The organism is Streptomyces sp. NPDC030814, assembly GCF_055572155.1.
Genome location: NZ_JBVIDX010000002.1, coordinates 681,623 through 708,360, shown reverse-complemented (window position 1 = coordinate 708,360; position 26,738 = coordinate 681,623). Strand labels below are relative to the sequence as shown.

Here is a 26,738-nt window from a genome sequence, read left to right as displayed (position 1 = left end):
TGCGTCGAGCGGTTGGCCTGCCGACCACGGCCGTCCGCCTGATTGCTCAGCGCTCATTCCCGCTCGCCCGGCCCCAGCGGGTGGCACCGTCGCCATCCGTATGGATTCGGCCCAGTTGGGCCAGAGTGACCAGGCCGCGCTGCACTGTGCTCCTCGGACACGAGAACCGAGTACAGAGCGCGATCCGCCGGGGCCCGGCCCTCCGGCAGGGCCAGACCGACCCCGGCGGACGCTCACCGCGTCAAGGGTTTACGGAAGCGGCGGGTAAGCGTTCTGCATCAGCTGCCTGAACTGGGCGGAGAACCAGTGTCCCGCCACGGGCGCGTTCGGCAGTGAACCCGTGGGGTTGTTGCCGTTGCGTGGGTTGCCGCCGTAAGTCGGGTCGCACATGCGGTCGAAGCCCTTGCCCTCGTCGTTGGGGATGGCGCTGCTGGAGCCGTCGGACTCCCCCGGCGGCTTGACCCACACGTAGGCGTCGATGCCGGCGGCCGGTGCCGCGGTGGGCCGTTCGCCGAGGCCGGCGCCGCTCTGGTTGCACCAGTTGCCGGCGTGGATGCGCCGGTCGATGCGACTGCCGTTGACGTAGTCGTCCACAGAGGTCATCGGTCCGGGGCCGGTGGGCCGGGCGGTGCCGCCCCAGCCGTTGCGGGAGGTGTCGATGAGCATGCCGAGGCCGGAGTCGAAGCCGGCCGCGACGAGCTTGTCACGCAACGCCTGGGCGAAGGACTGCTCGTCCACGTACTGGTTCCAGTCGACCCACTTCGACTGGCGCACGGTCTGCCCGGTGACGGTGTCGGTGACCTTGAAGTTCGGCTCCTTGACCGGGCTGTAGTTCGCGGTGTTGACGATGAACCCGGCGACGTCCTTCACGCTCGCGCCGTTGGTCGTGGCGACCTTGTGGAACTCCTGCACCGACGGGCCGAGGTTGCTGTCCCAGCCGAGCCAGCCGTGGTGCCCTGCGTCGACGTAGTTGTAGACGTTCGCGAGGGCGCCGAGCTTGTCGAGGGCGTAGGAAACGCCCTTTTCATAGTTGCCGTTGTTCTTCATGGTGATGCACGCGTCGGTGGTGGTCGGGGTGCCGCCGGCGTTGGTGACCAGGTTGGGCAACGAGTCGGGCTCGATGACCGTGGCGATCCGCAGGCCCGCGTACTTGGGGTCGGCGAGGATCGAGACGATCGGGTCGATGTACTGGCTCTTGTACTTGTCGAGTTCGTTCGGTCCGAGTTCGCCATTGGAGGCGAGGGCGGCGCAGTCACGGCCGGGCAGGTCGTAGATGACCAGCTGGACGACGAGTTCGCCGCTGCCCTTCTGCTTCAGCGCCTCGTCGAGGTGGGCGCGCAGACCCATGCCGCCGTTCACACCGTTGATCGCGGCGATCCGGTCCAGCCAGACCGCGGTGGGCTGGTTGGCGATACGGCTGCCGCCCGGTTCGGCGGCGGCCTTCGCGGACCACTCCGGGTTCACATAGACCTTGGCGCCGGAGTACGGGTTGCCTGCCTTGGGCCCGGTCGGGCCCGGGTCCGTCGGGCCCGGGTCCGTCGGGCCCGGGTCGGTCGGGCCCGGGTCGGTGGGGTCGCCGCCTCCGTCGACATTGCAGGTCACGCCGTCGAGGGTGAACGTGGCCGGGACGGCGTTGGTGCCGCTGTACGTGCCCTGGAAGCCGAAGCTGACCGAACCGCCGGTGGCGAGCGTGCCGTTGTAGCTCTCGTTGGCCGCGGTGACGGCGGCGCCGCTCTGGCTGATCTTCGCGTTCCAGCCGTTGGTGATCTTCTGATTGACCGCGTACGACCACTTAACCGACCAACCCGACTTGGCAGCCGCGTTGTTGGTGATGGTGACGGCAGCGGTGAAGCCGGTGTCCCACTGGTTCTGCACCTTGTAGTCCACCGTGCAGGGTACGGAGGCGGTGGCGGCACCGGCCGGTGCCGTGAGAAGCGCAGCCCCTGAGCTTCCGGTGAGCAGCGCGAGGGCGGCGAGCAGTGAGGTCCTGGTGCGACTCATGAATGCGGGTTCCTTCTCCTTCGACATTCTTCTACTGATCACGGCCGCGCAGGCGGTTGCGCGGTCCGATGGCGTGCAGGGTGGGCGTAGCGTCATGGTTCGAGACCGGGGACGGGGCGCAGGAGCGGTGCCGGGTTCCCGCTCCGTCCCAGGTGGGGCGGTTCGCGACGGGAGCGACCGGATCACCCGCCAGGTCGGTGGGCTCGTCAGTAGCCACAGCTCGAGGTTGCCGGGGTATGCCGGTCCACCCGTCAGGATCACGTTCTTCGCTCTGACGGAGCGCACATGAGCGTCCATCAGGTCCGTGTCGGCGACCTCGCACGAGGCAGCCGGTCGGCTCGGAGCCCTCGGTCATGGCGGGCACAGTCGTGCCGGAGCGGGACCGGGCGGTGTTCCGGTCCTGGGTGAGCTTGCGACCGTCGGTGAAAGTCGAACGGTTGTGTCCGACTGTGCGACGCGGCGGACTTGTCGGTGCTTTGCGCTGATCCGTGGAAGCCGTTGTCCCACTGGCCGTGGACGGTGTGCTCCCTCGGCCTGGGGACGCATTGCTCCCTGGGCCGAGACCATCGGGACGGCCGTGGTGGCGACGAGCGTGTCGGCGCCCGCAACGGCTGATAACGAAGGTGGGGGGTGTCGCATGAGCGACTCCTTGCAGTTGAGCGCGCCGTGACCGATGCGTCGCCTGGTTGGAACCGCTCCCACTGGTGCGAAGGAAGGTAGCGCCGAGTGGCGCGGTTGCCCAGAGGTGCAGCGAAACTTTTCGAGAACCAACCGGTTTAGCGCCTTCGACTCTTCAAGCGTCTTGACCGCCACTGCCCGCATCCCCATGATGGGAGCGCTCCCACTGGCCAGGACTTGTCCTTCCCCGAGCCGCAAGCCGCTAGGAGGAACCAGTTCATGGATCCCGGACGCAAACGCAGAGCCGTTCGGCGGGTGTGGACCGCCGTGGCGACCGCCTTAACCCTGCCCCTGTCGTTGCTGGCCACGGGTTCGACTCCCGCCCAGGCAGCCGCACTTCGGTGCAGTGTCGACTACAAGACGAACGACTGGGGCTCCGGCTTCACCGCGGACCTGACGATCACCAACCGCGGTACGGACGCCATCGACGGCTGGACCCTCACGTACAGCTACGCGGGCAACCAGAAGCTCAGCAACGGCTGGAACGGCACCTGGTCCCAGTCGGGCCAGGCGATCACCGTGAAGGATGCCGGCTACAACGGGCGGATCGCCGCCGGAGCCGCCGTGTCGACCGGCGCCCAGTTCAGCTACAGCGGCACCAACGCCGCCCCCACGAACTTAGCGATCAACGGCACCAGCTGCACCGGCGCCCACCAACCCCCCATCACCGTGCTCACCAGCCCGGCGGCCGGCGCCGTCTACACACAAGGAGACGCGGTGCCGCTCGCGGCCACCGCCGCGGCCGCGGACAACGCCACCATCAGCAAGGTCGAGTTCTACGACGACACCACCCTGCTGGGCACGGACACCACGGCGCCGTACTCGCTCTCGACCTCAAGTTTGACCGTGGGCAGTCATTCACTCGTCGCGAAGGCCTACGACAGCCTCGGCGCGTCCGCGTCGTCCACGCCCGTGGGCATCACGGTCGCCTCAGGGCCCACTGTGGTCGCCACGCCCACCCAACTGGGTATCCAGCAGGGCAAGACGGACACGTACGAGGTGAAGCTGTCGAAGCAGCCGTCCTCGAACGTCACCGTCAACACGGCCCGGACGGGCGGTAATTCAGGTCTGTCGGTGACCGGCGGCGCCTCGCTCACCTTCACGCCGCAGAACTGGAACACGGCGCAGAAGGTGACCATCACCGCCGACAGTTCCGGTACCGGCGCCGCGACCTTCGAGTCGACGGCCCCCGGGCACGCGAAGGCCTCGGTCACCGTGACCCAGCTGGGAGCGACGAAGGCGTACGACGCCCGTTTCCTGGAGCTGTACGGCAAGATCACCAACCCGGCGAACGGTTACTTCTCGCCCGAGGGCATCCCCTACCACTCGGTCGAGACGCTGATCGTCGAGGCGCCGGACCACGGTCACGAGACCACGTCGGAGGCCTACGGCTACCTGCTGTGGCTGCAGGCGATGTACGGCAAGGTCACGGGTGACTGGTCGAAGTTCAACGGTGCTTGGGAGATCATGGAGAAGTACATGATCCCGACCCACGCCGACCAGCCGACCAACTCCTTCTACAACGCGTCCAAGCCGGCGACGTACGCGCCCGAGCTGGACACCCCGAACGAGTACCCGGCCAAGCTCGACCCGTCCGTTGCGGCAGGCCGGGACCCGATCGCGGCGGAGCTGAAGAGCGCGTACGGCACGGACGACGTCTACGGCATGCACTGGCTGCAGGACGTCGACAACATCTACGGCTTCGGCAACTCGCCGGGCAAGTGCGAGGCGGGTCCGTTGGACACGGGTCCGTCGTACATCAACACCTTCCAGCGCGGCGCGCAGGAGTCGGTGTGGGAGACGGTGCCGCAGCCGACCTGCGACGCCTTCAAGTACGGCGGCAAGAACGGCTACCTGGACCTGTTCACCGGTGACGCCTCCTACGCCAAGCAGTGGAAGTTCACCAACGCCCCGGACGCCGACGCGCGTGCGGTGCAGGCCGCGTACTGGGCCGATATCTGGGCCAAGCAGCAGGGCAAGGGGTCGGACGTCTCCGCGACCGTGAGCAAGGCCGCGAAGATGGGCGACTACCTGCGGTACGCGATGTACGACAAGTACTTCAAGAAGATCGGCAACTGCGTCGGCCCGTCCGCCTGCCCGGCGGGCACCGGCAAGGACGCCTCGCACTACCTGCTGTCCTGGTACTACGCCTGGGGTGGCGCCACCGACACCTCGGCGGGCTGGGCCTGGCGCATCGGCTCCAGCCACTCCCACAGCGGCTACCAGAACCCCCTCGCGGCCTACGCACTGGCAAACTACGCACCGCTGAAGCCGAAGTCGGCGACGGGGCAGGCGGACTGGGCCAAGTCGCTGGAGCGGCAGATGGAGTTCTACCGCTGGCTGCAGTCGAACGAGGGCGCCATCGCCGGCGGTGCGACCAACAGCTGGGAGGGCCGGTACGCGACGCCGCCGGCCGGGAAGTCGACCTTCTACGGCATGTACTACGACGAGAAGCCCGTCTACCACGACCCACCGTCCAACCAGTGGTTCGGCTTCCAGGCGTGGTCGATGGAGCGGGTCGCCGAGCTGTACCAGCAGACGGGGAACGCGACCGCGAAGACCGTTCTGGACAAGTGGGTCAAGTGGGCGTTGTCCAAGACCACGTTCAACCCGGACGGCACCTACCGGATCCCGTCGACACTCCAGTGGTCGGGCCAGCCCGACACCTGGAACCCGTCAAGCCCCGGGGCCAATAGCGGACTTCACGTCACCGTCGCCGACTACACCAACGACGTCGGTGTGGCGGCCGCGTACGCCAAGACCCTGACGTACTACGCCGACCGGTCCGGCGACACCGAGGCCGCGTCCGCGGCGAAGAAACTGCTGGACGGGATGTGGACCAACTACCAGGACGCCCTGGGCATCGCCGTACCGGAGACCCGCACCGACTACAACCGCTTCGACGACGGTGTCTACCTCCCGAGCGGGTGGACGGGCACCATGCCGAACGGTGACGCGATCAACGCGTCGTCGACGTTCGAGTCGATCCGGTCCTTCTACAAGAGCGACCCGGCCTGGTCGAAGATCGAGGCCTATCTGAAGGGCGGGGCCGTCCCCTCCTTCACGTACCACCGGTTCTGGGCTCAGGCGGACATCGCCCTGGCCATGGGCTCGTACGCGGAACTCCTCGAGTAGCCCCCGCCGAGGCCCGCGTGCGCGACCCCGTCACAAGGAGACGGGGTCACCCGCCGGGCGGCCCCCAGCCACACGGGGGCCGCCCGGTGACCGCCCGTTTCTCCACCGCTCCATGAGCCTGTCTGCCTGGCATCGATTTGTCCTCCGCGTGAACGACCCGCAGTCGCGGGATCCACACGAGAGGGCTGCACCCACCTTGTCAGGTACATGCCCCTCTCCTAAAGTCCCCCTCAAAAGGAACTGGGAGCGCTCCCATTCTGAGTGCTCCTCTCCCCCACATCCACTGCAGAGGAGCCGCATGCAACCATCACGTCATCAAGCCCGCAGGGTGCGCGCCCTGACCGGTGCGCTGCTCACCTCACTCGTCGCGCTGGCAGCGCTTCTCACAAGCGCTTCGACGTCGCACGCCGACACAACGATCTGCGAGCCGTTCGGCTCCACCACCATCCAGGGCCGTTACGTTGTGCAGAACAACCGCTGGGGGACCAGTCAGCCCCAGTGCATCGCCGTCGCGGACTCGGGCTTCAGGGTTACCCAGGCCGACGGCTCGGTCCCGACGAACGGCGCCCCGAAGTCCTACCCGTCCGTGTACAACGGCTGCCACTACACCAACTGCTCCCCCGGCACGAAGCTCCCGGCACGGCTGAGCTCGATCGCCGACGCTCCCACGAGCATCTCCTACGGCTACGTCGGCGGCGACGCCGCGTACAACGCCTCGTACGACATCTGGCTGGACCCGACGCCCCGCACCGACGGCGTGAACCGGACCGAGATCATGATCTGGCTCAACAAGGTGGGCCCGATCCAGCCCATCGGCTCCCAGGTCGGCACGGCGAGCGTGGGCGGACGCAGCTGGCAGGTGTGGTCGGGCAGCAACGGCTCCAACGACGTGCTGTCCTTCGTCGCGCCGTCGGCGATGGACAGCTGGAGCTTCGACGCGATGGACTTCGTCCGGCAGGCCGTCTCCCGCGGACTCGCACAGAACGACTGGTACCTGACGAGTGTTCAGGCGGGCTTCGAGCCTTGGCGGAACGGCGCGGGGCTGGCGGTGAACTCCTTCTCGTCAACCGTCAACCTCGGCGGCGGCACACCCGGCCCCGGCACTCCCAGCGGACCCGCGGCATGCAAGGTGGCCTACAGCACCAGCGTGTGGCAGGGCGGCTACACCGCCGATGTCACCTTGACCAACACGGGTTCCTCGCCGGTCAACGGCTGGAATCTCGCGTTCACCCTGCCCGCGGGGCAGACGATCACCGGCGCGTGGAACGCCGGGATCTCTCCGTCGTCGGGAGCGGTCACGGCCGGCAACCTGGCGTACAACGCGTCTCTTGCGCCTGGCGGCCAGGTCTCCTTCGGCTTCCAGGCCTCTTACAGCGGCAGCTTCGCCAAGCCGACCGCCTTCAGCCTGAACGGCACTCAGTGCACCACCGCGTGATGTCTTCAGGATGACTCACCTGGCCCGAGCCGCCGGTCGGCCGGCCGCCCCACTGCCGAGCACACACCGGACCCGAGTCGCATCCGCTCACCCGGGACCCGCCCGCCAGGCTCGTGCCTGACGGGCGGGTCCCGTCCTTCTCACCAGGCAGCCGTCTGCGACTGTTCGAGTGCGTTCCACCCCCGCACACCGTGGACATGAGCGGTCTTCGGAAAGGAGGTCTCGGCGTCCGAGCGTGGGCCGATCTCGAACAGGTCGATCATCAAGAAGAGCGGGTAGGTGGGAGCCCGACGCGTCCGCATCACTATGACGCCCTCGCAGCCGATGATCGTGCCCGATGGCCCCCACACAGCCGTCCAAGTGTGGGGTTTCGAGGCGTCCAGGGGAAGGACGACTTCCGTCATGTCGGTTGTCAACCGCCTGTCCGAATGCGCTTTCACCCCGCACCGGGCGTGACTCCGCCCCTCGCCGACGGCGTCGGCGTCGATCTCGAAGACACAGATCTCACCGCTCTCCCCCTCCGACAGATGCTCCGTGCCCACGAGCCACGCCGCGAGCATGCATCCCTCGTCCACGCTCGCGCTCACCGTCACCTCCACCCGTCCGGCCGTGGGCGCCCAGAGCAACCGCTCGGGGGTCTCCGTGCGGACGGCGAGTCCGTCGGAACGGTGTCGGTGTGTTCCCCGGTGAGAGCCCACCGGGCCGGAGAACACCCCGGTCTGCACATTGGACACACGGAGCGGAGCGTCCTCCTCTCGCCAGTCCGGCTGGTCGGCGTCGATACGCAGCCGCAGTCCCGAATCGTCGATGTCGTAGCGTGCCCGAGACCGCTCGGGTGACGTCCAGTGAGGCAGATAGTGATCGACCCAGCGATCCTTCCTGAGCTGCGGACCGGCGAAATCGTCCTCGAAGTCAGGCTCACGAGCCGGAGAATCAGGGAGCAGCAGGACATCTTCACCCATGCCACCATCGTCCCGGACGGCGGCCCCTGCCGTGTCGGCGCTGCTCCCCCGGTGCGCGGAACGAAGCCGGCGATGCGCACAGCACGTTCACTCATGAATGACGCGAACGCGACGTCGTCACCTGGCCGACACAGCACGGGTCACGCCGGGAAGCCGTGTGCCCCGTTCCTTCGCCCCGTAAGATCGGATGATCTCGTGGGGGAGGTGGTCATGGGCAGGCGACGCCCCGGTACGCCAACGCTGGAAGAGGTCGCCGCTCACGCCGGGGTGGGGCGTGGCACGGTGTCTCGCGTCATCAACAACGCGGCCGGTGTGAGGGAGTCGACGCGCGAAGCCGTGCAGCGAGCCATCGAGGAGCTGGGGTACGTTCCCAATCTCGCGGCGCGCTCCCTGGCCGGGCAGCGAACGGATGCCGTCGCTCTCGTCCTGACGGAGCCCGACTGGCGCGTGTTCGCCGAGCCGTTCTTCTCGGAGATCGTCCGCTCGCTCGGGGACGCGCTGGCGCACACCGGGATGCAACTGCTGCTGACCCTGGTGCGCTCGGACATCGAGCGCAAGCGCTTCCTGGAGTACGCGCGCGGCGGTCGGGTCGACGGGGTCCTGCTGTTGTCCGTGCATGCGGGAGACCGGCTCCCGGACATGCTCGCCGAGGCGCGGCTGCCGACCGTGATGCTGGGCCGCCGCTCGGGCGACGAGTACGTCAGTTACGTGGACGCGGACAACGTGGGCGGTGCCCGCAGCGCCGTCTCCCACCTGCTGGCACGGGGCCGCGGAACGATCGCCACCATCACGGGGCCGCAGGACATGTACGTCGCCCAGTGCCGGCTGCGCGGCTACCGGGATGCTCTGACGCTTGCCGGCTTGAGGTACGAGGAGTCCTTGGTCGCCGAAAGCGACTTCTCGGAGGACAGCGGGCGCCGCGCCATGGCGGAACTGCTCGAACGGCACCCGGACATCGACGGCGTCCTCGCCGCATCGGACACCACGGCGGCGGGGGCTCTGCATGTACTGCGTGCGGCGGGACGGCGCGTACCGGAGGATGTCGCCGTGATCGGTTTCGACGACTTTCCGCTGGCTCAGCGCACCGATCCGCCTCTGACCACCGTGCGTCAGCCGCTGGAGGAGATGGGCCGGGCCATGATCCGGCTGCTCCTGGAGGACATGGACGAGCCGTCGGTGGCCTACCGCCACGTCATCCTCCGCACGCAGCTGCAGGTCCGTGAATCGGCGTGACGAGCGTCGTCGCCCGTCGGGTGTCCCGAGCCGGAGACAGCCGCCACGGGTTTCGGGAGCGCTCCCACTCGCTGCGCCGTGCCGGCGGCCCACCGCTCGGGTACATCGCCCGCCAGGCGCCTGCTGCCACCCGGATCCGGCCGCTACGTGGCGCCGATGACGATGATGTCCAGCGTCCGCGGTCCGTGCACGCCCTCGACGCGGTCCAGCTCGATGTCGCTGGTCGCCGAGGGACCGGACACGAGCGTCAGGGGCCGGTACGGATCGATGCGGCCAAGAGCCTCGGGCACATCGAAGACGATCTGGCCCTCGCGGACCAGGCAGATGTGCTGGTCCGGAAGGAGGGTCAGGGCCCGGCGCCCCTGGCCGGGGCCATGGTCGAGTATCACGGTCCCGGTCACGGCGATGGCGGTCGCGGCGGTGGTGAGCACCGCGTCCGCCGCGTCGAGCTGCCCCGGCGTCAGCGGCGGGGAGTCCTGCAGCCGGGACCAGGGTCCCTGGGGAATCAGGTCGGCGGGAAGGCCCGGCGGGACGACCAGCGAACGTGCTCCGGTCCGCACCAGCGCGTCCTGGACCGCAACGGCGGCCCGGGCCACCGGAACACGGACCACCGTGGCACGGTACTCGGCTGTGCGTTCGCTGAAGAGCCCGACGATGTCCGGCGCCGCGTGGTCAGTCCGGTGGGCGGGTGAAGAGGGTGCGTCATCGGGGCTCTCGGAGCGGGGCACGTCGGTCAGTGCTTTCCTCGCCGCCCGCACAACGGCGTCACGGCCGGTCACCGGCGCGCCTCCTCATTCGTCGTCGTATGGTCTTCTGTTCCGTTCACGGCTTTCGTCCTGCGCCACCACGCGCGCAGTGACTCCCGTGGGGGCGCCGGCGTGTCCCGGGTGCCCGTCCAGCGGGCCAATGGACCCGGCAGGGCCCCGATCCGGCCGTCCCGGGCCACGAGACGGGCGCCGAGCGCGGCCAGCCGCTGAGCCGCCGCCAACCGCGTCGGGGAGGACAGAACCGATCCGGCGGCCTTCATGGCGAGCGCCTCGACGGTGGGCAGGAACCGACCACGGCGTTTGGCCTCCACGGCCTCGGCGCGCAGGTGGACCAGCACCTCCGGGATGTTGATCTTCACGGGGCAGGCGTCGTAGCAGGCGCCGCAGAGAGTCGAGGCGAAGGGAAGGGAAGCCGCGTTCTCGACGCCGACGAGCTGCGGGGTGAGCACGGCGCCGATGGGGCCGGGGTAGACGGAGCCGTAGGCGTGACCGCCGGTGCGCTCGTACACGGGGCAGACGTTCAGGCAGGCCGAGCAGCGGATGCAGGACAGCGCCTGGCGGCCCACCTCGTCGGCCAGGGTGGCGGTGCGGCCGTTGTCGAGCAGTACGAGGTGGAAGTTCGTGGGGCCGTCGCCTTCGGTGACCCCCGTCCACAGCGATGTGTACGGGTTCATGCGCTCGCCGGTCGAGGAGCGCGGCAGCAGTTGCAGGAAGACGTCCAGGTCGGCGAAGGAGGGCAGGACCTTCTCGATGCCCATGACGGTGATGAGGGTGTCCGGCAGGGTCAGGCACATCCGCCCGTTGCCCTCCGACTCCACGACCACCACCGTGCCGGTGTCGGCAGCGGCGAAGTTGGCACCGGAGACGGCGACCTTGCACCGCAGGAACTTCTCGCGCAGATGCAGTCGGGCGGCTTCGGCGAGCTCGCTTGGATCGTCACCGAGCCCCTCGGGGGCCGGGCTGCCCCACTCCCCCATTTCCCGCAGGAAGATCTCCCGGATCTCGGAGCGGCCACGGTGGATGGCCGGCACGAGGATGTGGGAGGGGCGGTCACCGCCCAACTGCACGATGAGTTCGGCGAGATCGGTCTCGTAGGCGCGGATGCCCGCGTCGGCGAGCACCTCGTTGAGGCCGATCTCCTGAGTGGCCATCGACTTGACCTTGACGACCTCGCTCTCGCCGGTCGCCTTCACCAGGTGGGTGACGATGCGGTTGGCCTCGGCGGCGTCCGCGGCCCAGTGGACCGTACCGCCCGCGGCGGTCACCGCCTTCTCCAGCCGCAGGAGATGTTGGTCGAGGTGGCGCAGGGTGCGGCGTTTGACCGCCGCCGCCCGCTCGCGCAGTTCCTCCCAGTCGTGGAGTTCGGCCGCTGCCTTCAGCCGTTTGTCCCGGATGGTGCCGGTGGCGCGTCGCAGGTTCGCCCGCAGCCGGGTGTCGGCGAGCGCCCCTCGGGCGGCCTCGGGGAAGGCCGGGGTGCCCAGCCACACGACGTTGTCGGCGCCGCTCACCGTGTGTCTCCCTCGGTGGCGGCCAGAATCTCGGCCAGGTGCCGGGTTCCGATGCCCGTGCGGAGTCAGGACAGGCCGCCGCCGATGTGCGTGAGGCAGGAGTTGTCGCCGGCGCACAGGAACTCGGCGCCGGTGCCTTGGACGTGGTGCATCTTGTCGGCCAGCATGGCGTTGGAGACCTCGTGGTTCTTCAGGGCGAAGGTGCCGCCGAAGCCGCAGCAGGTGTCGGCGGCGGGCAGTTCGACGAGGTCGATGCCCTTCACGGCGCGCAGCAGCCGCAGTGGCCGGTCGCCGACGCGCAGCATGCGCAGGGAGTGGCAGGTCGGGTGGTAGGTGACACGGTGCGGGAAGTAGGCGCCGACGTCGGTGACGCCGAGGACATCGACGAGGAGTTCCGACAGTTCGTACACCGTCGGCGCCACCTCCTCGACCGCCTCGGTGAGGGCGCTGTCCCCGTACTGGGCGGCGACCACCCGGTGGTGGTCGCGGACCATGCCCGCGCAGGAGCCGGAGGGGGCGACGACGGCGTCGTAGCCCGTGAAGACCTCCGCGAACCGGCGCACCATCGGCAGGGTCTCGGGGCGGTAGCCGGTGTTGAAGTGCATCTGGCCGCAGCACGTCTGGCCCTGCGGGAACTCCACGGTGTGGCCCAGGCGTTCCAGGAGTTGAGTGACCGCCCGGCCGGTGTCCGGGAACATCGTGTCGTTGAAGCAGGTGATGAAGAGGGCTATGCGCATGGGTGGTTCCCGGTCACAGCTGCCACACCACGGGCAGTGAGGCGTCGGCTCCGTCGGCGGAGTAGTCGTGTACGACGTCCAGCAGTTCGGCCATCCTCGCCTGCCAGGCGATGTTGACCGGCAGCTTCTCGAGTGCGGCGATCATCGCCGGGTAGTCCTCGACTTCCAGGAGATGGAACAGGTCGGTACCGCTGCGCCAGATCGTCCACTCACTGACCCCCGCGGCGCGGATCGCCGCGGTCAGTTCCTCGGGGACCTCGCGGTGCGCCGCCTCGTACTCCGCGATGCGGTCGGCTCGGACCTTGGTGTGCAGGGCGACTCTCATGGCGCCTCCTTCGACGGTGTGGCGGTGGGGACCGGCGTGTCCGGGGCCAGCAGTCCTTCGGCGTGCAGTTCGTCCCACAGTGCGGCGGGGACCGGGTGCCGCAGCTGGTCCACGGTGTCGCGCACTTCCTCGGCGGAACGGGCTCCGCTCAGGACGCTCGCGACCGCCCGGTGGCCGAACGGGAAGTGCAGGGCGGCGGCGCGCAGCGGCACACCGTGGCGTGCGGCGATCGCCTTGAGCCGCAGGGCCCGGTCCAGGACGGACCGCGGGGCGGGCGCGTAGTCGTACGTCGCACCGGGCCTCGGATCGGTCAGCAGCCCGGAGTTGAACACCCCGCCGACGATCACGCTCCTTCCGCGGGCGGCGGCCCCGGGCAGTACCTCGGCGAGCCCCTCCTGTTCCAGCAGGGTGTAGCGGCCGGCGAGCAGGACCACGTCGATGTCGGTTTCCCGCAGGAAGCGGGCGGGCAGCGCGCAGTGGTTGGTTCCGATGCCGATCGCCTTGACGACACCTTCGTCCCGCAGCCGCTCCAGCGCCGGATACGCCTCGGTGAGGGCCTGCTCGGCGTGGTCGTCGGGGTCGTGCAGGAGGGCGATGTCGACGCGGTCCAGACCGAGGCGGTCCAGGCTCGCTTCCAGGGAGCGCAGCACTCCGTCGGCGCTGAAGTCCCAGACACGCCGATGAGTGTCAGAGACGGCGAAGCCGTGCGCGAGGTCGTCGCCCCCGCCGCCCCCTGGATTCGGCTCCAGCAGCCGTCCGACCTTCGTGGACACGGTGTACGTGTCCCGGGGGTGGTCGCACAGGGCGGTGCCCAGGCGGCGCTCGGACAGGCCGAGCCCGTAGTGGGGGGCGGTGTCGAAGGTGCGGATGCCCGCGGCCCAGGCGGCGTCCACGGCGGCGAAGGCCGCCTCGGCGGTGACCGGGCGGTAGAGGTTGCCGATGCCCGCGGCACCGAACGAAAGTTCGGTGACCCGGACACCGGTGCCGCCCAGGGGCACTGTCCTCATGAGCCGGCCGCCGGGCGGAGTCTGAGCCCCTGCATGCCGCCGTCGACGGCGAGGGCCGTACCGGTCACGGAGGCGGCGGCCGGGGACGCCAGATAGACCACGGCCGCCGCGATCTCGTCCGCGGTGACCAGGCGGCCCATCGGCTGGCGTGCGTTCAGGGCGGCACGTTCCGCCTCGGGGTCGTCGGCGGCGCCCAGGAGCCGGGCCACCCAGGGGGTGTCCGCGGTGCCCGGGTTGACGCAGTTGACGCGGATGCCCTCGCGGACGTGGTCGGCGGCCATGGCCAGGGTGAGGGACAGCACGGCGCCCTTGCTCGCGGAATACAGGGCGCGTTGCGGGAGGCCGGCCGTGGCCGCGATCGAGCCGATGTTGACGACGGCCGCGGTGCCCGGGCGGGCGGTGGCAGCGCGCCGCAGGTACGGCAGGGCGGCGCGGGTGGTGCGCACCATGCCGAGGACGTTGACGTCCAGGACGCGGTGCCACTGTTCGTCGGGGTTGTCCTCGACGGTGCCGACGGCGCCGGTGCCCGCGTTGTTGACGAGGATGTCCAGGCCGCCGAGCCGCGCGGCCGCTTCCGTCACGGCGCGGCGGACCGAGGTGTCGTCGCCGACGTCCGCCTTGAGGGCGTACAGCGGCTCCGGCACCGCGGACGGTTCCAGGTCGAGCACGGCCACCGCCGCGCCTTGCGCGGCCAGCGTCTGGGCCGTGGCCAGTCCGATGCCGGACCCGCCGCCGGTGACGATGGCTCTGAGGCCTGACATCCCGGTCATGCCACCTCCTCCCGTCCGGCGCGGTCGGTCACCCAGAACGTCCCGTCCGGGTAGCGGTACTCGGCGATGGACTCCTCCTTCATCGTGGCGGAGAAACCCGGTGCGAGAGGCGCGGTGTAGTGCCCGTCGCGCATCACCACGGGCACGGTGAAGTGCTGGTGGAGGTGGTCGACGTACTCGATGACGCGGTTCTCGGTGGTACCGGACAGGGCCAGGTAGTCGAACATCGACAGGTGCTGCACCAGCTCGCACAGCCCCACCCCGCCGGCGTGCGGACACACCGGCACCCCGAACTTCGCGGCGAGCAGCAGGATGGCCAGGTTCTCATTGACCCCGCCGACGCGGGCGGCGTCGATCTGGAGCACGTCCAGGGCTCCGGCCTGGAGGAGCTGCTTGAAGATGATGCGGTTCTGCACATGTTCGCCGGTGGCCACCTTCACCGGCGCGACCGCTTCACGCACGGCGGCGTGTCCGAGGATGTCGTCGGGGCTGGTGGGCTCCTCGATCCAGTACGGGTCGAAGGCGGCGAGCGCGTCGGTCCACCGGATCGCCTCGTCCACGTTCCACCGCTGGTTGGCGTCGATGGCGATGCGTATGCCGTCACCGACGGCGGCACGGGCGGTGCGCAGACGCCGGACGTCGTCCGCCAGGTCCGCGCCGACCTTCAGTTTGATCTGGGTGAACCCGTCGGCGACCGCCTGCTTGGCCAGCCGGGTCAGCTTGTCGTCGGAGTAACCGAGCCAGCCGGGCGAGGTCGTGTAGCCCGGGTATCCGCGGTTCACCAGCACGGCCTCGCGCTCGTCGAGCCCCGTGCGGCCCTCGCGCAGGAGGGTGAGGGCGTCCTCGGGGGTGAGGGCGTCGGCGATGTAGCGGAAGTCGACCTGGGAGACCAGCCACTCCGGTTCGGCGTGGGCGAGCAGCCGCCACAGTGGCTGACCGGCTCGCTTGGCGGCCAGGTCCCACACAGCGTTGACGACGGCGCCGATCGCCATGTGCATCACGCCCTTCTCGGGGCCGAGCCAGCGCAGCTGACTGTCGCCGATCAGGTCGCGGCTCAGCGAGCCCGGGTCGGCGCACAACTCCGTGACGGAACGGCCCACGACGTGGTGGCCCAGGGCTCCGATCGCGGCGACCTGCACATCGTTGCCGCGTCCGATGGTGAAGGTGAAACCGTGGCCTTCGAGCCCGTCACCGGCGTCCGTACGCAGCACGACATAGGCGGCGGAGTAGTCGGGGTCCGGGTTCATCGCGTCGGAACCGTCCAGCTCCCGCGAGGTGGGGAAGCGGACGTCGTAGGTGTCGACCGCGGTGATCCGGGCTGAGTTGGCAGTCAAGGGGGTGCCTTTCACGCTTGGCCGAAGGTCTGGCGCTGGCTGCCGAGCCTGTCGACGGAGAGTTCGACGGTGTCGCCGGAGCGGAGGTAGGGCGTGCCGGGCAGGCCGAGAGCCACGCCCGCGGGCGTACCCGTGTTGATCACGTCGCCGGGCTCCAGGACCATGTACTGGCTCAGGTACGCCACGACGTGGTCGACCGGGAAGATCATGTCCCGGGTGTGCCCGTTCTGCCGCTTGACGCCGTTGACGCTCAGGTGCAGCCCGAGGTCCTGCGGGTCGCCGACCTCGTCGGCGGTGACCAGCCAGGGCCCGAGGGGATTGAAGGTCTCGCAGGACTTGCCCAGGTCCCACTGCGGGGAGTACTCCAGCTGGAACTCACGCTCCGAGACGTCATGGCTGATCGCGTACCCGGCGATGACGGCGTGCGCGGCCTCGGGGCCGTCCAGGTAGCGAGCCCGGCGGCCGATGACGACCGCGAGCTCGACCTCCCAGTCCGTCTTCACCGAGCCCCGAGGGACGAGCACCTCGTCGTAGGGCCCGACCACGGTTCGCGGGTCCTTCATGAACACGACGGGCCGCTCCGGGATCGCGGCACCGGTCTCGGCGGCGTGGTCCCGGTAGTTGAGACCGACGCAGACGATCTTTCCGGGGCGGGCGACGGGCGGACCGATCCGCAGGCCGTCAGCGTCCAGAACGGGGAGGGCTCCTGCCGCGACCGCGGCACGGGCACGGTCGATGCCGTCCGAGGCGAGGAACGCGCCGTCGACGTCGGAGGTCACGGAGGACAGGTCCAGCAGCCGGCCGTCGTCGGTGCGGACAGCGGGCCGCTCTTCGCCGGGGGCGCCGACTCGTAGCAGTTTCACTGGCGTTTCCCTTGCCGTAGGCGGGTTGAGGAGGGAGCGACGGTCGGTCGTAGGGCCATTGCCGCCGGCGGCGCCCCGACCGGACCGGGTGGAGAGCCTCGGCAGCGGCCCCTCCCTCAGTCATCGGATGAATGGCGGCATCGAGACTGTAGACGTAAGGAAACTCGCTGACAACGGATTCCTCGGATGTTTTTTCCCTGACCTGAGCGTTCACTCGGACATGACGGGGAGTTACACCCTGCTCGCCGCTGATGCGGGGGTGGCCACCGATGTTTCATCCGATGACTCCGTGCGAGCCAGATGGGGGAGACTCCGCTGGTGGGAGCCCTGGCCGTGTGCCGCCGACCCTGGCCGGAGTGGGTGACAGCAGCCCGGCGGCGCCGTTCCGTCGGCGTGACGGCCCAGCGGACGCAGCGGCCGTTGCCGAATCGTGAGGCGCGGCCGCTCGGTGCAACCCGATCGACTGCCTGGGCATAGGCACAGGTCACAGGCTGGCTCACCAGTCCGTCTGACGCGTTCGTACGGGGCCGCTCGGCATGGTTTCGCCCTGCTGCCCAATTCAACGGCCACGTAGTCTTGTCAACTTCGGCAACCCCGTCGTAACGTCCTCGACGTCCGAGAGACATCGGAGGAATGGCCCCGGGGGCCCCGGCGCCCTTCCGAACGGTCGGATACAGCCTCTGGCCTGCGTCTTTCGGGCAGACTCTCCCTCCTTCCCGTCCCCCTCGGGCGCGGTCCCGCACTGCCTTGTGCCGGGCCACCCTCTGCCCGGCCCGCGGCCTCGCCCGTCCTCTCCGGCAGGCGAGTACGCCTCCCTCTCATCGCTGTCTCGCGGTCCTCCGCCCCGTCAAAGGAGACAACACGGCCATGAAGCTCACTCGCACCCGCTCCACTGCCACAGCCGCCACCGCCGTGCTCGCGGTCCTCGCCCTCGCCACCGCGTGCAACCGGAGCGGCTCGGAGTCGGGCGGCTCGGGCGGTGACAAGCCGGCCATCGGCATCGACCTTCCGCGTTCGGACTCCGACTTCTGGAACTCCTACGCGCAGTACCTGAAGAAGGGCATCAAGACGGACGGCGTCAACGCCCTGCCGATCAGCAACTCGCAGAACGACGTCACCAAGCTCGTCGCCAACGTCCAGGTCTTCGAGAACACCGGAGCGAAGGCCGTCGTCATGGCGCCCCAGGACACCGGCGCCATCGCCTCCACCCTCGACACCCTCGCGTCCAAGAAGATCCCCGTGGTCAGTGTCGACACCAGGCCCGACAAGGGTGAGGTCTACATGGTGGTCCGCGCCGACAACCGGGCGTACGGCACCAAGGCATGTGAGTTCCTCGGCAAGCAACTCGGCGGCAAGGGCAAGGTCGCCGAGCTGCAGGGCGCCCTGGACTCCATCAACGGACGCGACCGCTCCGAGGCGTTCGCCGAGTGCATGAAGACGAAGTTCCCCAAGATCAAGGTCTTCGAGCTGCCCACCGACTGGAAGGGCGACGTGGCCTCCGCCAAGCTCCAGTCGCTGCTCGCCCAGCACCCGGACCTGAACGGCATCTACATGCAGGCCGGCGGTGTCTTCCTCCAGCCCACCCTGGCACTGCTGGAACAGAAGAAGCTGCTCAAGCCGGCGGGCCAGAAGGGCCACATCAGCATCGTCTCCAACGACGGCATCCCGCAGGAGTTCGACGCCATCCGCAAGGGTCAGATCGACGCCACCGTCTCCCAGCCCGCCGACCTCTACGCCAAGTACGCCCTCTACTACGCCCAGGCCGCGGCCGAGGGCAAGACCTTCAAGCCGGGCAAGACCGACCACGACTCCACCATTGTCAAGATCCCGAACGGTTTGGAGGACCAGCTGCCCGCCCCGCTGGTGACCAAGGACAACGTGGACGACAAGTCCCTGTGGGGCAACAACGTCGGCTGACAACCGGCAGCCACCGGCCGCGTCAGCGCCGGGGGACCTCATTCCCCTCCCCCGGCCGCGGTCCCCCGACCCGGATCCGGCCGGCTCCTTGCTCCCGGTTCCCGATCCCCGGCCCCCACCATCCGTACCCGAAGGACGGTATCCACCATGGCGGACACCGCCACCAGCCCGGCGAGCGGCCCCGGAACCCAGGCCCCGGTCGCCGAGGCGACCGGCATCAGCAAACGATTCGGCGCCACCGTCGCCCTGCGCGACGCCCGCATCAGCATCGCCGAGGGCGAAGCGCACGCCCTGGTGGGCCGCAACGGCGCCGGCAAGTCGACGCTGGTGTCGATCCTCACCGGCCTCCAGCAGCCCGACACCGGTTCGCTGCACTTCTCCGGTGCGCCGGCGCCCGCCTACGGCGACATCGACGCCTGGCGCTCGAAGGTCGCCTGCGTCTACCAGCGGTCGACCGTCATCGGTGATCTGACCGTCGCCGAGAACCTCTTCCTGAACCGGCAGAGTCCCGGCGCGGTGCGTCCCATCCGCTGGAAGCAGCTCAGGCAGCGTGCGGAGGAACTCCTCGGCGAGTACGGCGTGGCCGTCGACCCCGCCGCACGGGCCAGGGACCTGACCGTCGAGCAGCGGCAGTTCGTGGAGATCGCCCGCGCGCTGTCCTTCGGTGCCCGTTTCATCATCCTGGACGAGCCGACCGCGAAGCTCGACGCCCGCGGCATCGGCCGCCTCTTCGACAAGCTCCGGGACCTGCAGGAGCAGGGTGTCGCCTTCCTCTTCATCTCCCACCACCTGCAGGAGGTCTACGACCTCTGCACCACCGTCACGGTCTACCGCGACGCCCGCCACATCCTGACCGCACCCGTGGCCGAACTGGGGCACCACTCCCTCGTGGAGGCCATGACCGGCGACGCGGCCACCGTCGCCGCAGGCCCCGCGAGCGCTTCCCCGGCCGCACCGGCCGACGGCACGGAGCTGCTGCGCATCGACGCCCTCACCCTGCCCGGCGCCTGCGAGGACGTCTCCCTGGCGGTCCGCTCCGGCGAGGTGGTCGGGCTCGCCGGAGCCACGGCCAGCGGCAATGTGCAGGTGGGCGAGACCGTCGCCGGTCTGCACCGTGCCAAGGACGGCCGGATCACCGTCGGCGGCAGAGTCGTGCGCACCGGCAGCGTGCCGTCCGCCCTGGCCGCCGGAGTGGGTTTCGTCCCCGAGGACCGCCATCTGCAGGGCCTGGTCAACAACCGGAGCGTGGCGGAGAACGCGACGCTCACCGTCACCGACCAGCTGGGCCCGTTCGGCACCGTCCTGCCCGCCCGGACCAGGGTCTTCGCCCAGCGCATGATCCGCGACCTCGACATCAAGACCCCGGCGGCCGCCACCCCGGTCTCCGCGCTCTCCGGCGGCAACCAGCAGAAGGTCGTCGTCGCCCGCGCCCTGGCCACCGACCCTCACGTCCTGGTGGCCATCCGTCCCACCAACGGCGTCGACGTCAAGTCCAAGGAGTTCCTGCTCGGCAGGATCCGGCGGGCCGCCGACGAGGGCAAGGCCGCCCTGATCGTCTCCGACGAACTGGACGACCTCAGAACCTGCGACCGCGTCGTGGTCATGTTTCACGGACGGGTGGTCGCCGAGTTCGACCGCGGCTGGAAGGACGAGCACCTCGTCGCCGCCATCGAGGGCGTCGCCGACACCAGCACTGCATCCGCCGCGTCCGCGGCGTCCGGCACTCACCAGCACGGAAGGTAGACATGTCCGCCACCACAGATGTCACGGAGCCCGCACCGAGCACAACGGAGCAGGCCGCGGCGGACACCGCCCGGCGCCGGCTCGATCTCGGTCGTTTCCGTGAACTGTCCCTGGTCCCGGCCATCCTCGTGCTGGGTCTGATCGGTTTCATCGTCTCGCCGGCCTTCCTCACCGCCGACAACCTCATCGGTGTGGCGCAGCAGTCCACCGAACTGAGCCTGCTCGTCCTGGCCACCGCACTCATCCTCATCTGCGGGCGCATGGACCTGTCGCTGGAGTCGACCATCGGCGTTGCCCCGGTCATCGCCGTATGGCTCGTCCTGCCGACGAGCGGTGGACGGTTCAACGGGCTCGGGCTCTTCCCCGAGTGGACGGCGGTCCCGCTGTGCCTCCTGGTCGGCGGGGCGATCGGCGTCCTGAACGGCTTCCTCATCCTCAAGCTGCGCCTCAACGGGTTCATCGTCACCCTCGGCGGTCTGACCATGCTGCGCGGCCTCCAGGTCGCCCTCTCCGAGGGCCAGTCGATCGTGGAGCTACCGTCCTCGTTCACCTACCTGGGCAAGGCGTCCTGGCTCGGCGTACCCGCGGCCATCTGGATCTGCGCGGTGCTGTTCGCGGCGGGGGGCAGCGCGCTGGCCTGGCTGCGGCACGGCCGGGCGCTGTACGCCATCGGCGGCAACGCGGAGGCGGCCCGCACCGCCGGCATCCGCGTCGACCGAATCGTGTGGGCCGTCCTCATCCTCGGCAGCCTGCTCGCCGCGTTCGCCGGCATCCTCTACAGCGGCCACTACGGCTCCATCTCCGCCACCCAGGGCAGCGGCTGGATCTTCCAGGTCTTCGCCGCGACCGTCATCGGAGGGGTGAGCCTGAACGGCGGAAAGGGCTCCGTGTTCGGCGCCCTCACGGGAGTCCTGACCCTCCAGCTCGTCGTCAACGTCATGACTCTGGCGGGCGTACCGGCGCTGTGGAACCAGTTCCTGAACGGCGCCATCATCATCGTCGCCCTGATCATCTCCCGATTCGCCTCCGGCGAGAAGCAGGAGTAGCGGTCGCCCCCTCCGCCCCGGCCCCGTGCCGAGTGGCGGAGCGGCGCTCGTACGTCCCCCGCGCAGGAAGGCACACACGTGGCACTCACCGACGAGGCGATGGACAAGATCAAGGCGATGATCGTCGCAGGCGAACTCGCGCCCGGCTCCCGCCTGCCCAAGGAGGAGATACTCGCCGCGCAGCTGGGCCTGTCCCGCAACTCGCTGCGCGAGGCCGTCCGCGCGCTCACCGCCATGCGCATCCTCACCGTGCGGCAAGGGGACGGCACCTATGTGTCCAGCCTGGAGCCCCATCTCCTCCTCGAGTCGCTCTCCTTCGCCTCGGACGTCTCCCAGGGACGGACCGCCCTGCAACTGCTCCAGGTGCGCAGACTCCTGGAGCCACAGGCGACCGGGCTGGCCGCCGCCCTGCTGACCTCCGAGGACCTGCAGGAACTCGGCGACATTCTGGAGCGGTCCAAGTCGGCCGCCACGGTCGAGGAGTTCATCGTCCACGACATCGCCTTCCACGTGAGGATCGTCGAAGCCGTCGGCAACCCGGTGCTGTCCATGCTGCTGCGCGTGCTGTCCACCCGCACCCAGCGGGTACGCATCGTCCGGGGCAGCCAGGCCCGGCGCACCGTGGACAACGCGCACCGAGACCACCAGCAGATCCTCGGCGCCCTTCAGGCACGCGACGCGCTGCTGGCCGCCTCGGCCGCGACGGTGCACATCACCGCCGTCGAACAGTGGCTGGCGGCCAGTCTGAGCGAGGCACCGGAGGAACCTCTCGCGGGCTGACCGCGCCCGTCCCCCGTGCTCCCGCCGCCGCCCGACGCCCCCTCCCATGCCGGCCGGGCGGCAGTCATGGGGACGTCGTACGTACGGGGCGATACCGAAGTGGCACACCACTGCTCTGCCGAACAGCACTCCAGCCCTGACCCCTAACCCATGGGGACGGCATGACCGGCCCAGGCGTGTACCGAGCAGAGGTCGGTGCCCGAAGCGACGGCAGCCGGCGGTGCGGTTCCGGCGTCCCAGGAAGTGGCCCTGCTGTGAGGCGAGTTGGACGTTGTTCACGTCAGTGCAGGGGACGACCGTATCGCCGACAACCGTGCGTGACGCAGATCGATGTCGGCTCCGTCGGCGGTGCTGCCCTCGTCGACGGCGAGGCAGAGCCCGCTGTAGCGGTTGATGAGGACGTAGTAGCCGTCACCGGTGAGCGTGATGGCCCAGTGCTGCTGGGTGGCGTCCGCCCGGATGGGCCCCGCCTTCCACGTCGGCGACCTTGCCACTGTGCCGGGCGACGAGCCGGTAGACGGTGCCGTGCCGTTGCCGTTGCCGTTGCCGTTGCCGTTGCCGGGCAGCGTGGTGGACACCAGTGCCGGTTTGGCGGTGCGGCCGCCGAGGCGCAATCCGCTGACGTTGGCGTAACCGCCGGTGGCGATGGCGCCGACCACACCGTCCGGGGGCGCTCCGTCGCCAAGCCGGGTCGGCGCCAGGGCTCCGAGAAATCATCGGCAACCTTTTCGCTTCCCGCGGTCACTGAGTAGTGCACCACGTCTCGATCTTCCGAAACGGACAGTAAATGAACACTCCAAGGCAGGCCGCGCGGCAGCACAGACACAGACGCAGGCTCATCCTGGGCAGCACGGTGGCGCTGACCGCCGTGAGCGTTCTCGCCTACCTGCTCATGTGGTCCTCACCCGACCGCACCGAGGATGCGAAACCTGCCGCGGCTGCCCCCTTCGCCACCTCCCACAAGAAGGCCGCCACCGCCCCAGCCACCAAGACAAGCACCCCGAGCGCGACAGCGAGCCCGAGCGGTTCCCCCAGCCCGAAGGCTTCCGCGACGACGACAGCGGCGCCGTCGCCCGAAGACACCTCTCAGCCCCCGCGAGAGGCGTCGACCACGACCCCGTCAGCAGGACGGATCAAGCCCGGCGCGACCTATCAGGGCGTCGCCACCGCCTACAAGGCCGGCGTCGGAGACGGCGCCTGCCTGTTCGGCCCGAGCCCCGACCTCATGATCGCGGCCATGAACACCACCGACTACGAGACGTCCAAGGCATGCGGCGCGTACGTGCTCGTCCGGGCGGCCAACGGCAAGTCCGTCACGGTACGGATCACCAACGAATGCCCCTCGCCCTGCGCCCCCGGGCAGATCGACCTCAGTGAACAGGCCTTCGCCAAACTCGCCGACCTGAAAGTCGGCCGACTCCCCATCACCTGGAGCCTGGTCAGCCCGAGCACGGTCGGCACGATCTCCATCAGGTACAAGACCGGGTCCAGCCAGTACTGGTGCGCCATCCAGGCGATCAACCACAGGAATCCGGTCACCGGGCTGGAGGTCCGTACCGCAGGCGGCTGGCGGAAACTGCCCCGCACCTCCTACAACTACTTCACCTCCGCCGACGGCAGCGGGTGCGGCGGTGCGATCAGACTCACCGACATCTACGGCGAACGGCTGACCATCACCGGACTCACGGTGCGGCCGAACGTCGTCCAACCTACTCAGGTCCAGTTCGCCCGGCACTGAGCCCACCGCCCGTCCGAAGCCACCGACGGTTTCCCTCGACGTCCTGATGGCATGGGCGACGGCCGCGCACCGGCGGCCGGCCGTTGCCGACAGTGTGACGCACGCGCCGCACGGCGTAAGGGGCGGCTGCACAGCGTCGCTGTGCAGCCGCCCGCGTGACTGGGATGCGTCCCGGCTCAGGACACCAGCTCGGGTTCCGAGGCGGGCTTTGGTTCCGAGGCGGGCTCGCTGGGCTTTGCTACGGCCTTCTGCAGACGTGTGCCCTCGACGTCCAGGTCGGGCAGGACACGGTCGAGCCAGGCGGGCAGCCACCAGGCGTGTCGTCCGGCGAGTGCGAGGACGGCGGGGACCAGGGTCATGCGGACGGCGAAGGCGTCGATGGCCACGCCGACGGCCAGCGCGAAGGCGATGGGCTTGATCAGGGCGGCCGCGGTGACGACCCGTACGCTGTGCCGCGCGCCGTCGATCACCGACCCGCGGGCCACGCCGGTGTGGACCCACTCCTCCCGCATCCCGGAGACGAGGAACACCTCGTAGTCCATGGCGAGTCCGAACAGCACGCCGACCAGGATGATCGGCAGGAAGCTGACGACCGGACCGGTGTGGTCCAGGCCGAAGGCGTCCGCCAGCCAGCCCCACTGGAACAGGGCGACGACCGTGCCGAGCGCGGCGCCGACCGACAGCAGGAATCCGACGGCGGCCTTGAGCGGGATCAGCAGCGAGCGGAACACCATGGTCAGCAGGATCAGGCTCAGCCCGACGACGATCGCCATGAACGGCAGCAGGGAGTCGCTGAGCCGGTTGGAGACGTCGATGTTGACGGCGGTGGTTCCGGTGACCGCGACCCTCGCTCCGGTCGTCTCGCGGATGTCCGGGGCCGCGGCCCGTATGTCGCGGACGAGGCGGCCGGTGCGGGCACTGTCGGGACCGGTCTCGGGGATGACCTGGATGACGGTCTGCGCGGGATCGCGTGTGGGCACGGGGGGCAGCACCGCCTTGACACCCTTGACGTCCCGCAGCTTCTGCGCGACCTGAGTGCCCGCCTGCTCACCGGGCCCGGTGTGGGTCTCGGTCAGCACCAGGAGCGGGCCGTTGAAGCCGGGGCCGAACTTGTCGCCGACCACGTCGTACGCCTTGCGCTCGGTGGAACTCACCGGGGCCGAGCCGTTGTCCGGCAGGGCGAGACGCAGGTCCACCGCCGGGAGTGCGAGCGCCACCAGGATGCCGGCGACGGCCAGAACGGTCAGCAGGGGCTTGGCGACCGACTTCACCCAGCGGGTGCCCAACGCGGCCCTTCCCCTGGATTCGCCGGAGTCGACGGCCCGCCGGGCCGCCTTGCTGCCGGCCTTGGGGGTCAGCCGGGCGCCGAGGAATCCAGCGAGAGCCGGAAGTAGCGTGATCGCGGCCAGGACGGCGATGAGGACGGCGCTGGCGGCGCCGAGGCCCATCGTGGTCAGGAACGGGATGCCGATGACACTGAGTGCGGCGAGGGCGATGATCACGGTGCTGCCGGCGAAGACGACCGCGCTTCCGGCCGTGCCGTCGGCCAGCGCGATGGATTCCTGCGGGTCGGCTCCGCGGGCGAGCTGCTGGCGGTGGCGGGAGAGGATGAACAGGACGTAGTCGATGCCCTCAAATGGGTGGCCCGGCGACGGGGGTTGTGCAGCGCCGAGCGCAGTACGGCCGTCTGGTCCGCGGCTGCCTCAGCGAAACGGCATGAGAACGGTCGCCGCGCGCGTTTCCACGTCGATATCGAGCCCCCACACGCCCGTGGGCGAAACGCACTTTCACAGGTCCTCCCTCCTCAGTCGGTAGGCGCGAGTCGCCGTACCGCCGAAGACCTCGGAGCGCTCGGCTTCGGTGAGGCCCACGGTCAGCTCCTCGGCGGCGGCAACGACCTGGTCGTACGAGGCTGCTAGCAGACACACCGGCCAGTCCGAGCCGAACATCACCCGCTCCGGTCCGAAGGCGTCCAGCACCACGTCGGCGTAGGGCCGCAGCGTGGAGGCGCTCCAGTGGTCCCACTCGGCCTCGGTGACCATGCCGGACAGCTTGCAGAACACGTTGGGCTGCGCCGCCAGCTCACGGATCAGTGACGCCCACGGCTGGAGTTCTCCCCGGGCGATGGGGGGTTTGGACAGGTGATCGAGGACGAACGTCAGCTCCGGCAGCGCTCGTGCGGTGGCGATGGCGGCGGGCAGTTGGTGCGGGAGGGTGAGCAGGTCGTAGGTGAGGCCCGCGGTCGCGACCGCGTGCAGGCCCCGGTGTACGTCGGGTCGGGTCAACCAGTCGGGATCCGGTTCGCTCTGGACCAGGTGGCGCAGTCCCACCAGGAGTTCGCCGCCGGGCGCTGTCCGCAGCGCGGACAGCGTGTGGGAGAGGCGGTTGGAGGTCAGGTCGGCCCAGCCGACGACCCCTGCCACCAGACCGGTCCTCGCGGCCAGGGTCAGGAACTCCGCGCTCTCGTCGGTCTCCGGCAGGACCTGGACCAGGATCGCGCGGTCGATCCCCACCGCCGCGGCCTCCCGTGCCAGGTCCTCCAGGGTGAAGTCCCGCCGTAGCGGGGCCATGTCCGGTTTGTCGAGCCAGTGGTGCGCGCGGCGGCGCGGGCCGGTGTCCGCCACCGTGCGAGAGGCGGACACCGGCCGCCAGATGTGATGATGTGCGTCGATCCTGGTCATGGTCTCTCCGGTTGGAGGTCGTGCGATCCGATGCGGACAGTGACGCCACGACCGGATCTTCGGAGGCTCAGCACAGAT

The 26,738-nt window shown here is 69.5% G+C and carries 21 protein-coding genes and 1 pseudogene; 8 read left to right on the top strand and 14 right to left on the bottom strand.

The window, feature by feature from the left end; all coding sequences use genetic code 11:
- Window positions 1-249 precede the first annotated feature (249 nt).
- Together ACZ43N_RS06445 and ACZ43N_RS06440 are read right to left on the bottom strand one after the other, a co-directional pair.
- A complete protein-coding gene (locus tag ACZ43N_RS06445; RefSeq protein ID WP_468095391.1) occupies window positions 250-2,001 on the bottom strand; it encodes a glycoside hydrolase family 6 protein in 1,752 nt (583 codons plus the stop codon).
- A gap of 31 nt (window positions 2,002-2,032) precedes the next feature.
- The gene (locus ACZ43N_RS06440; RefSeq protein WP_468095389.1) at window positions 2,033-2,218 is read right to left on the bottom strand and encodes a hypothetical protein; all 186 of its coding nucleotides are present in this window, start codon (window positions 2,216-2,218) and stop codon (window positions 2,033-2,035) included.
- A gap of 680 nt (window positions 2,219-2,898) precedes the next feature.
- Between ACZ43N_RS06440 and ACZ43N_RS06435 the strand changes: the two genes are divergently transcribed.
- Both ACZ43N_RS06435 and ACZ43N_RS06430 read left to right on the top strand, forming a co-directional pair.
- A complete protein-coding gene (locus ACZ43N_RS06435) occupies window positions 2,899-5,814 on the top strand; it encodes a glycoside hydrolase family 48 protein (protein WP_468095387.1) in 2,916 nt (971 codons plus the stop codon).
- Between the two features lie 298 nt (window positions 5,815-6,112).
- Window positions 6,113-7,249 (top strand): glycoside hydrolase family 12 protein, encoded by a 1,137-nt coding sequence (locus tag ACZ43N_RS06430; RefSeq protein WP_468095385.1) that lies wholly within the window; start codon window positions 6,113-6,115, stop codon window positions 7,247-7,249.
- Window positions 7,250-7,389: 140 nt separating this feature from the next.
- Here the strand turns inward: ACZ43N_RS06430 and ACZ43N_RS06425 are convergent, their stop codons facing one another.
- Window positions 7,390-8,211, bottom strand: coding sequence for a glycoside hydrolase family 16 protein (locus tag ACZ43N_RS06425; RefSeq protein WP_468095383.1), 822 nt, complete (start codon window positions 8,209-8,211; stop codon window positions 7,390-7,392).
- Window positions 8,212-8,421: 210 nt separating this feature from the next.
- On the opposite strand from ACZ43N_RS06425, the gene ACZ43N_RS06420 reads away from it, so the two are divergent.
- Window positions 8,422-9,444, top strand: coding sequence for a LacI family DNA-binding transcriptional regulator (locus ACZ43N_RS06420; RefSeq protein ID WP_468095382.1), 1,023 nt, complete (start codon window positions 8,422-8,424; stop codon window positions 9,442-9,444).
- A gap of 143 nt (window positions 9,445-9,587) precedes the next feature.
- Here ACZ43N_RS06420 and ACZ43N_RS06415 read toward each other — a convergent pair whose 3' ends face one another.
- The 8 genes and pseudogenes from ACZ43N_RS06415 to ACZ43N_RS06380 form a co-directional block, all read right to left on the bottom strand.
- The gene (locus ACZ43N_RS06415; protein WP_468095381.1) at window positions 9,588-10,223 is read right to left on the bottom strand and encodes a LutC/YkgG family protein; all 636 of its coding nucleotides are present in this window, start codon (window positions 10,221-10,223) and stop codon (window positions 9,588-9,590) included.
- The gene (locus tag ACZ43N_RS06410) at window positions 10,220-11,719 is read right to left on the bottom strand and encodes a LutB/LldF family L-lactate oxidation iron-sulfur protein (RefSeq protein ID WP_468095379.1); all 1,500 of its coding nucleotides are present in this window, start codon (window positions 11,717-11,719) and stop codon (window positions 10,220-10,222) included. The genes ACZ43N_RS06415 and ACZ43N_RS06410 overlap by 4 nt, the downstream gene beginning before the upstream one ends.
- 68 nt (window positions 11,720-11,787) lie before the next feature.
- Window positions 11,788-12,456: pseudogene (locus ACZ43N_RS06405) on the bottom strand ((Fe-S)-binding protein); the annotation flags it as partial.
- A 13-nt stretch (window positions 12,457-12,469) separates the two neighbouring features.
- The gene (locus tag ACZ43N_RS06400) at window positions 12,470-12,781 is read right to left on the bottom strand and encodes an L-rhamnose mutarotase (protein ID WP_468095377.1); all 312 of its coding nucleotides are present in this window, start codon (window positions 12,779-12,781) and stop codon (window positions 12,470-12,472) included.
- Window positions 12,778-13,788 (bottom strand): aldo/keto reductase, encoded by a 1,011-nt coding sequence (locus tag ACZ43N_RS06395; RefSeq protein WP_468095376.1) that lies wholly within the window; start codon window positions 13,786-13,788, stop codon window positions 12,778-12,780. The genes ACZ43N_RS06400 and ACZ43N_RS06395 overlap by 4 nt, the downstream gene beginning before the upstream one ends.
- Window positions 13,785-14,558, bottom strand: a complete 774-nt coding sequence (locus ACZ43N_RS06390; RefSeq protein WP_468095374.1) for an SDR family NAD(P)-dependent oxidoreductase — start codon at window positions 14,556-14,558, stop codon at window positions 13,785-13,787. Before ACZ43N_RS06390 ends, ACZ43N_RS06395 begins: the two co-directional genes overlap by 4 nt.
- A complete protein-coding gene (locus tag ACZ43N_RS06385) occupies window positions 14,555-15,892 on the bottom strand; it encodes an L-fuconate dehydratase (RefSeq protein WP_468095373.1) in 1,338 nt (445 codons plus the stop codon). The genes ACZ43N_RS06390 and ACZ43N_RS06385 overlap by 4 nt, the downstream gene beginning before the upstream one ends.
- A gap of 11 nt (window positions 15,893-15,903) precedes the next feature.
- Window positions 15,904-16,755 (bottom strand): fumarylacetoacetate hydrolase family protein, encoded by an 852-nt coding sequence (locus tag ACZ43N_RS06380; protein ID WP_468095372.1) that lies wholly within the window; start codon window positions 16,753-16,755, stop codon window positions 15,904-15,906.
- A gap of 867 nt (window positions 16,756-17,622) precedes the next feature.
- Between ACZ43N_RS06380 and ACZ43N_RS06375 the strand changes: the two genes are divergently transcribed.
- The 4 genes from ACZ43N_RS06375 (at window position 17,623) to ACZ43N_RS06360 (ending at window position 22,241) form a co-directional block, all read left to right on the top strand.
- Window positions 17,623-18,672: a sugar ABC transporter substrate-binding protein gene (locus ACZ43N_RS06375; RefSeq protein WP_468095370.1), complete on the top strand. Its 1,050-nt coding sequence runs from the start codon at window positions 17,623-17,625 to the stop codon at window positions 18,670-18,672.
- Between the two features lie 147 nt (window positions 18,673-18,819).
- Window positions 18,820-20,415, top strand: coding sequence for a sugar ABC transporter ATP-binding protein (locus tag ACZ43N_RS06370; protein ID WP_468095368.1), 1,596 nt, complete (start codon window positions 18,820-18,822; stop codon window positions 20,413-20,415).
- Window positions 20,416-20,417: 2 nt separating this feature from the next.
- The gene (locus ACZ43N_RS06365) at window positions 20,418-21,461 is read left to right on the top strand and encodes an ABC transporter permease (RefSeq protein WP_468095366.1); all 1,044 of its coding nucleotides are present in this window, start codon (window positions 20,418-20,420) and stop codon (window positions 21,459-21,461) included.
- 78 nt (window positions 21,462-21,539) lie between these two features.
- Window positions 21,540-22,241: a FadR/GntR family transcriptional regulator gene (locus ACZ43N_RS06360; protein WP_468095364.1), complete on the top strand. Its 702-nt coding sequence runs from the start codon at window positions 21,540-21,542 to the stop codon at window positions 22,239-22,241.
- Window positions 22,242-22,516: 275 nt separating this feature from the next.
- On the opposite strand, the gene ACZ43N_RS06355 is transcribed toward ACZ43N_RS06360, so the two are convergent.
- Window positions 22,517-22,900, bottom strand: coding sequence for an RICIN domain-containing protein (locus tag ACZ43N_RS06355; protein ID WP_468095363.1), 384 nt, complete (start codon window positions 22,898-22,900; stop codon window positions 22,517-22,519).
- A 128-nt stretch (window positions 22,901-23,028) separates the two neighbouring features.
- Here ACZ43N_RS06355 and ACZ43N_RS06350 point away from each other — a divergent pair, with 128 nt between their 5' ends.
- On the top strand, window positions 23,029-23,979 hold the full coding sequence (locus ACZ43N_RS06350; protein WP_468095362.1) for an expansin EXLX1 family cellulose-binding protein: 951 nt from the start codon (window positions 23,029-23,031) through the stop codon (window positions 23,977-23,979).
- Window positions 23,980-24,155: 176 nt separating this feature from the next.
- Here ACZ43N_RS06350 and ACZ43N_RS06345 read toward each other — a convergent pair whose 3' ends face one another.
- Window positions 24,156-25,607 carry an MMPL family transporter gene (locus tag ACZ43N_RS06345; protein ID WP_468095536.1) on the bottom strand — a complete coding sequence of 484 codons (1,452 nt, stop codon included), beginning with the start codon at window positions 25,605-25,607 and terminating at the stop codon, window positions 24,156-24,158.
- Window positions 25,608-25,766: 159 nt separating this feature from the next.
- A complete protein-coding gene (locus ACZ43N_RS06340) occupies window positions 25,767-26,660 on the bottom strand; it encodes an amidohydrolase family protein (RefSeq protein WP_468095360.1) in 894 nt (297 codons plus the stop codon).
- Window positions 26,661-26,738: the final 78 nt, after the last annotated feature.

What these genes read in the sequence shown, in the direction of transcription:
- ACZ43N_RS06425 (WP_468095383.1), bottom strand. Translation starts at nt 8,211, where the DNA reads ATGGGTGAAGATGTCCTGCTGCTCCCTGATTCTCCGGCTCGTGAGCCT.
- ACZ43N_RS06430 (WP_468095385.1), top strand. Translation starts at nt 6,113, where the DNA reads ATGCAACCATCACGTCATCAAGCCCGCAGGGTGCGCGCCCTGACCGGT.
- ACZ43N_RS06445 (WP_468095391.1), bottom strand. Translation starts at nt 2,001, where the DNA reads ATGAGTCGCACCAGGACCTCACTGCTCGCCGCCCTCGCGCTGCTCACC.
- ACZ43N_RS06365 (WP_468095366.1), top strand. Translation starts at nt 20,418, where the DNA reads ATGTCCGCCACCACAGATGTCACGGAGCCCGCACCGAGCACAACGGAG.
- ACZ43N_RS06420 (WP_468095382.1), top strand. Translation starts at nt 8,422, where the DNA reads ATGGGCAGGCGACGCCCCGGTACGCCAACGCTGGAAGAGGTCGCCGCT.
- ACZ43N_RS06350 (WP_468095362.1), top strand. Translation starts at nt 23,029, where the DNA reads ATGAACACTCCAAGGCAGGCCGCGCGGCAGCACAGACACAGACGCAGG.
- ACZ43N_RS06390 (WP_468095374.1), bottom strand. Translation starts at nt 14,558, where the DNA reads ATGACCGGGATGTCAGGCCTCAGAGCCATCGTCACCGGCGGCGGGTCC.
- ACZ43N_RS06435 (WP_468095387.1), top strand. Translation starts at nt 2,899, where the DNA reads ATGGATCCCGGACGCAAACGCAGAGCCGTTCGGCGGGTGTGGACCGCC.
- ACZ43N_RS06375 (WP_468095370.1), top strand. Translation starts at nt 17,623, where the DNA reads ATGAAGCTCACTCGCACCCGCTCCACTGCCACAGCCGCCACCGCCGTG.
- ACZ43N_RS06395 (WP_468095376.1), bottom strand. Translation starts at nt 13,788, where the DNA reads ATGAGGACAGTGCCCCTGGGCGGCACCGGTGTCCGGGTCACCGAACTT.
- ACZ43N_RS06340 (WP_468095360.1), bottom strand. Translation starts at nt 26,660, where the DNA reads ATGACCAGGATCGACGCACATCATCACATCTGGCGGCCGGTGTCCGCC.
- ACZ43N_RS06400 (WP_468095377.1), bottom strand. Translation starts at nt 12,781, where the DNA reads ATGAGAGTCGCCCTGCACACCAAGGTCCGAGCCGACCGCATCGCGGAG.
- ACZ43N_RS06370 (WP_468095368.1), top strand. Translation starts at nt 18,820, where the DNA reads ATGGCGGACACCGCCACCAGCCCGGCGAGCGGCCCCGGAACCCAGGCC.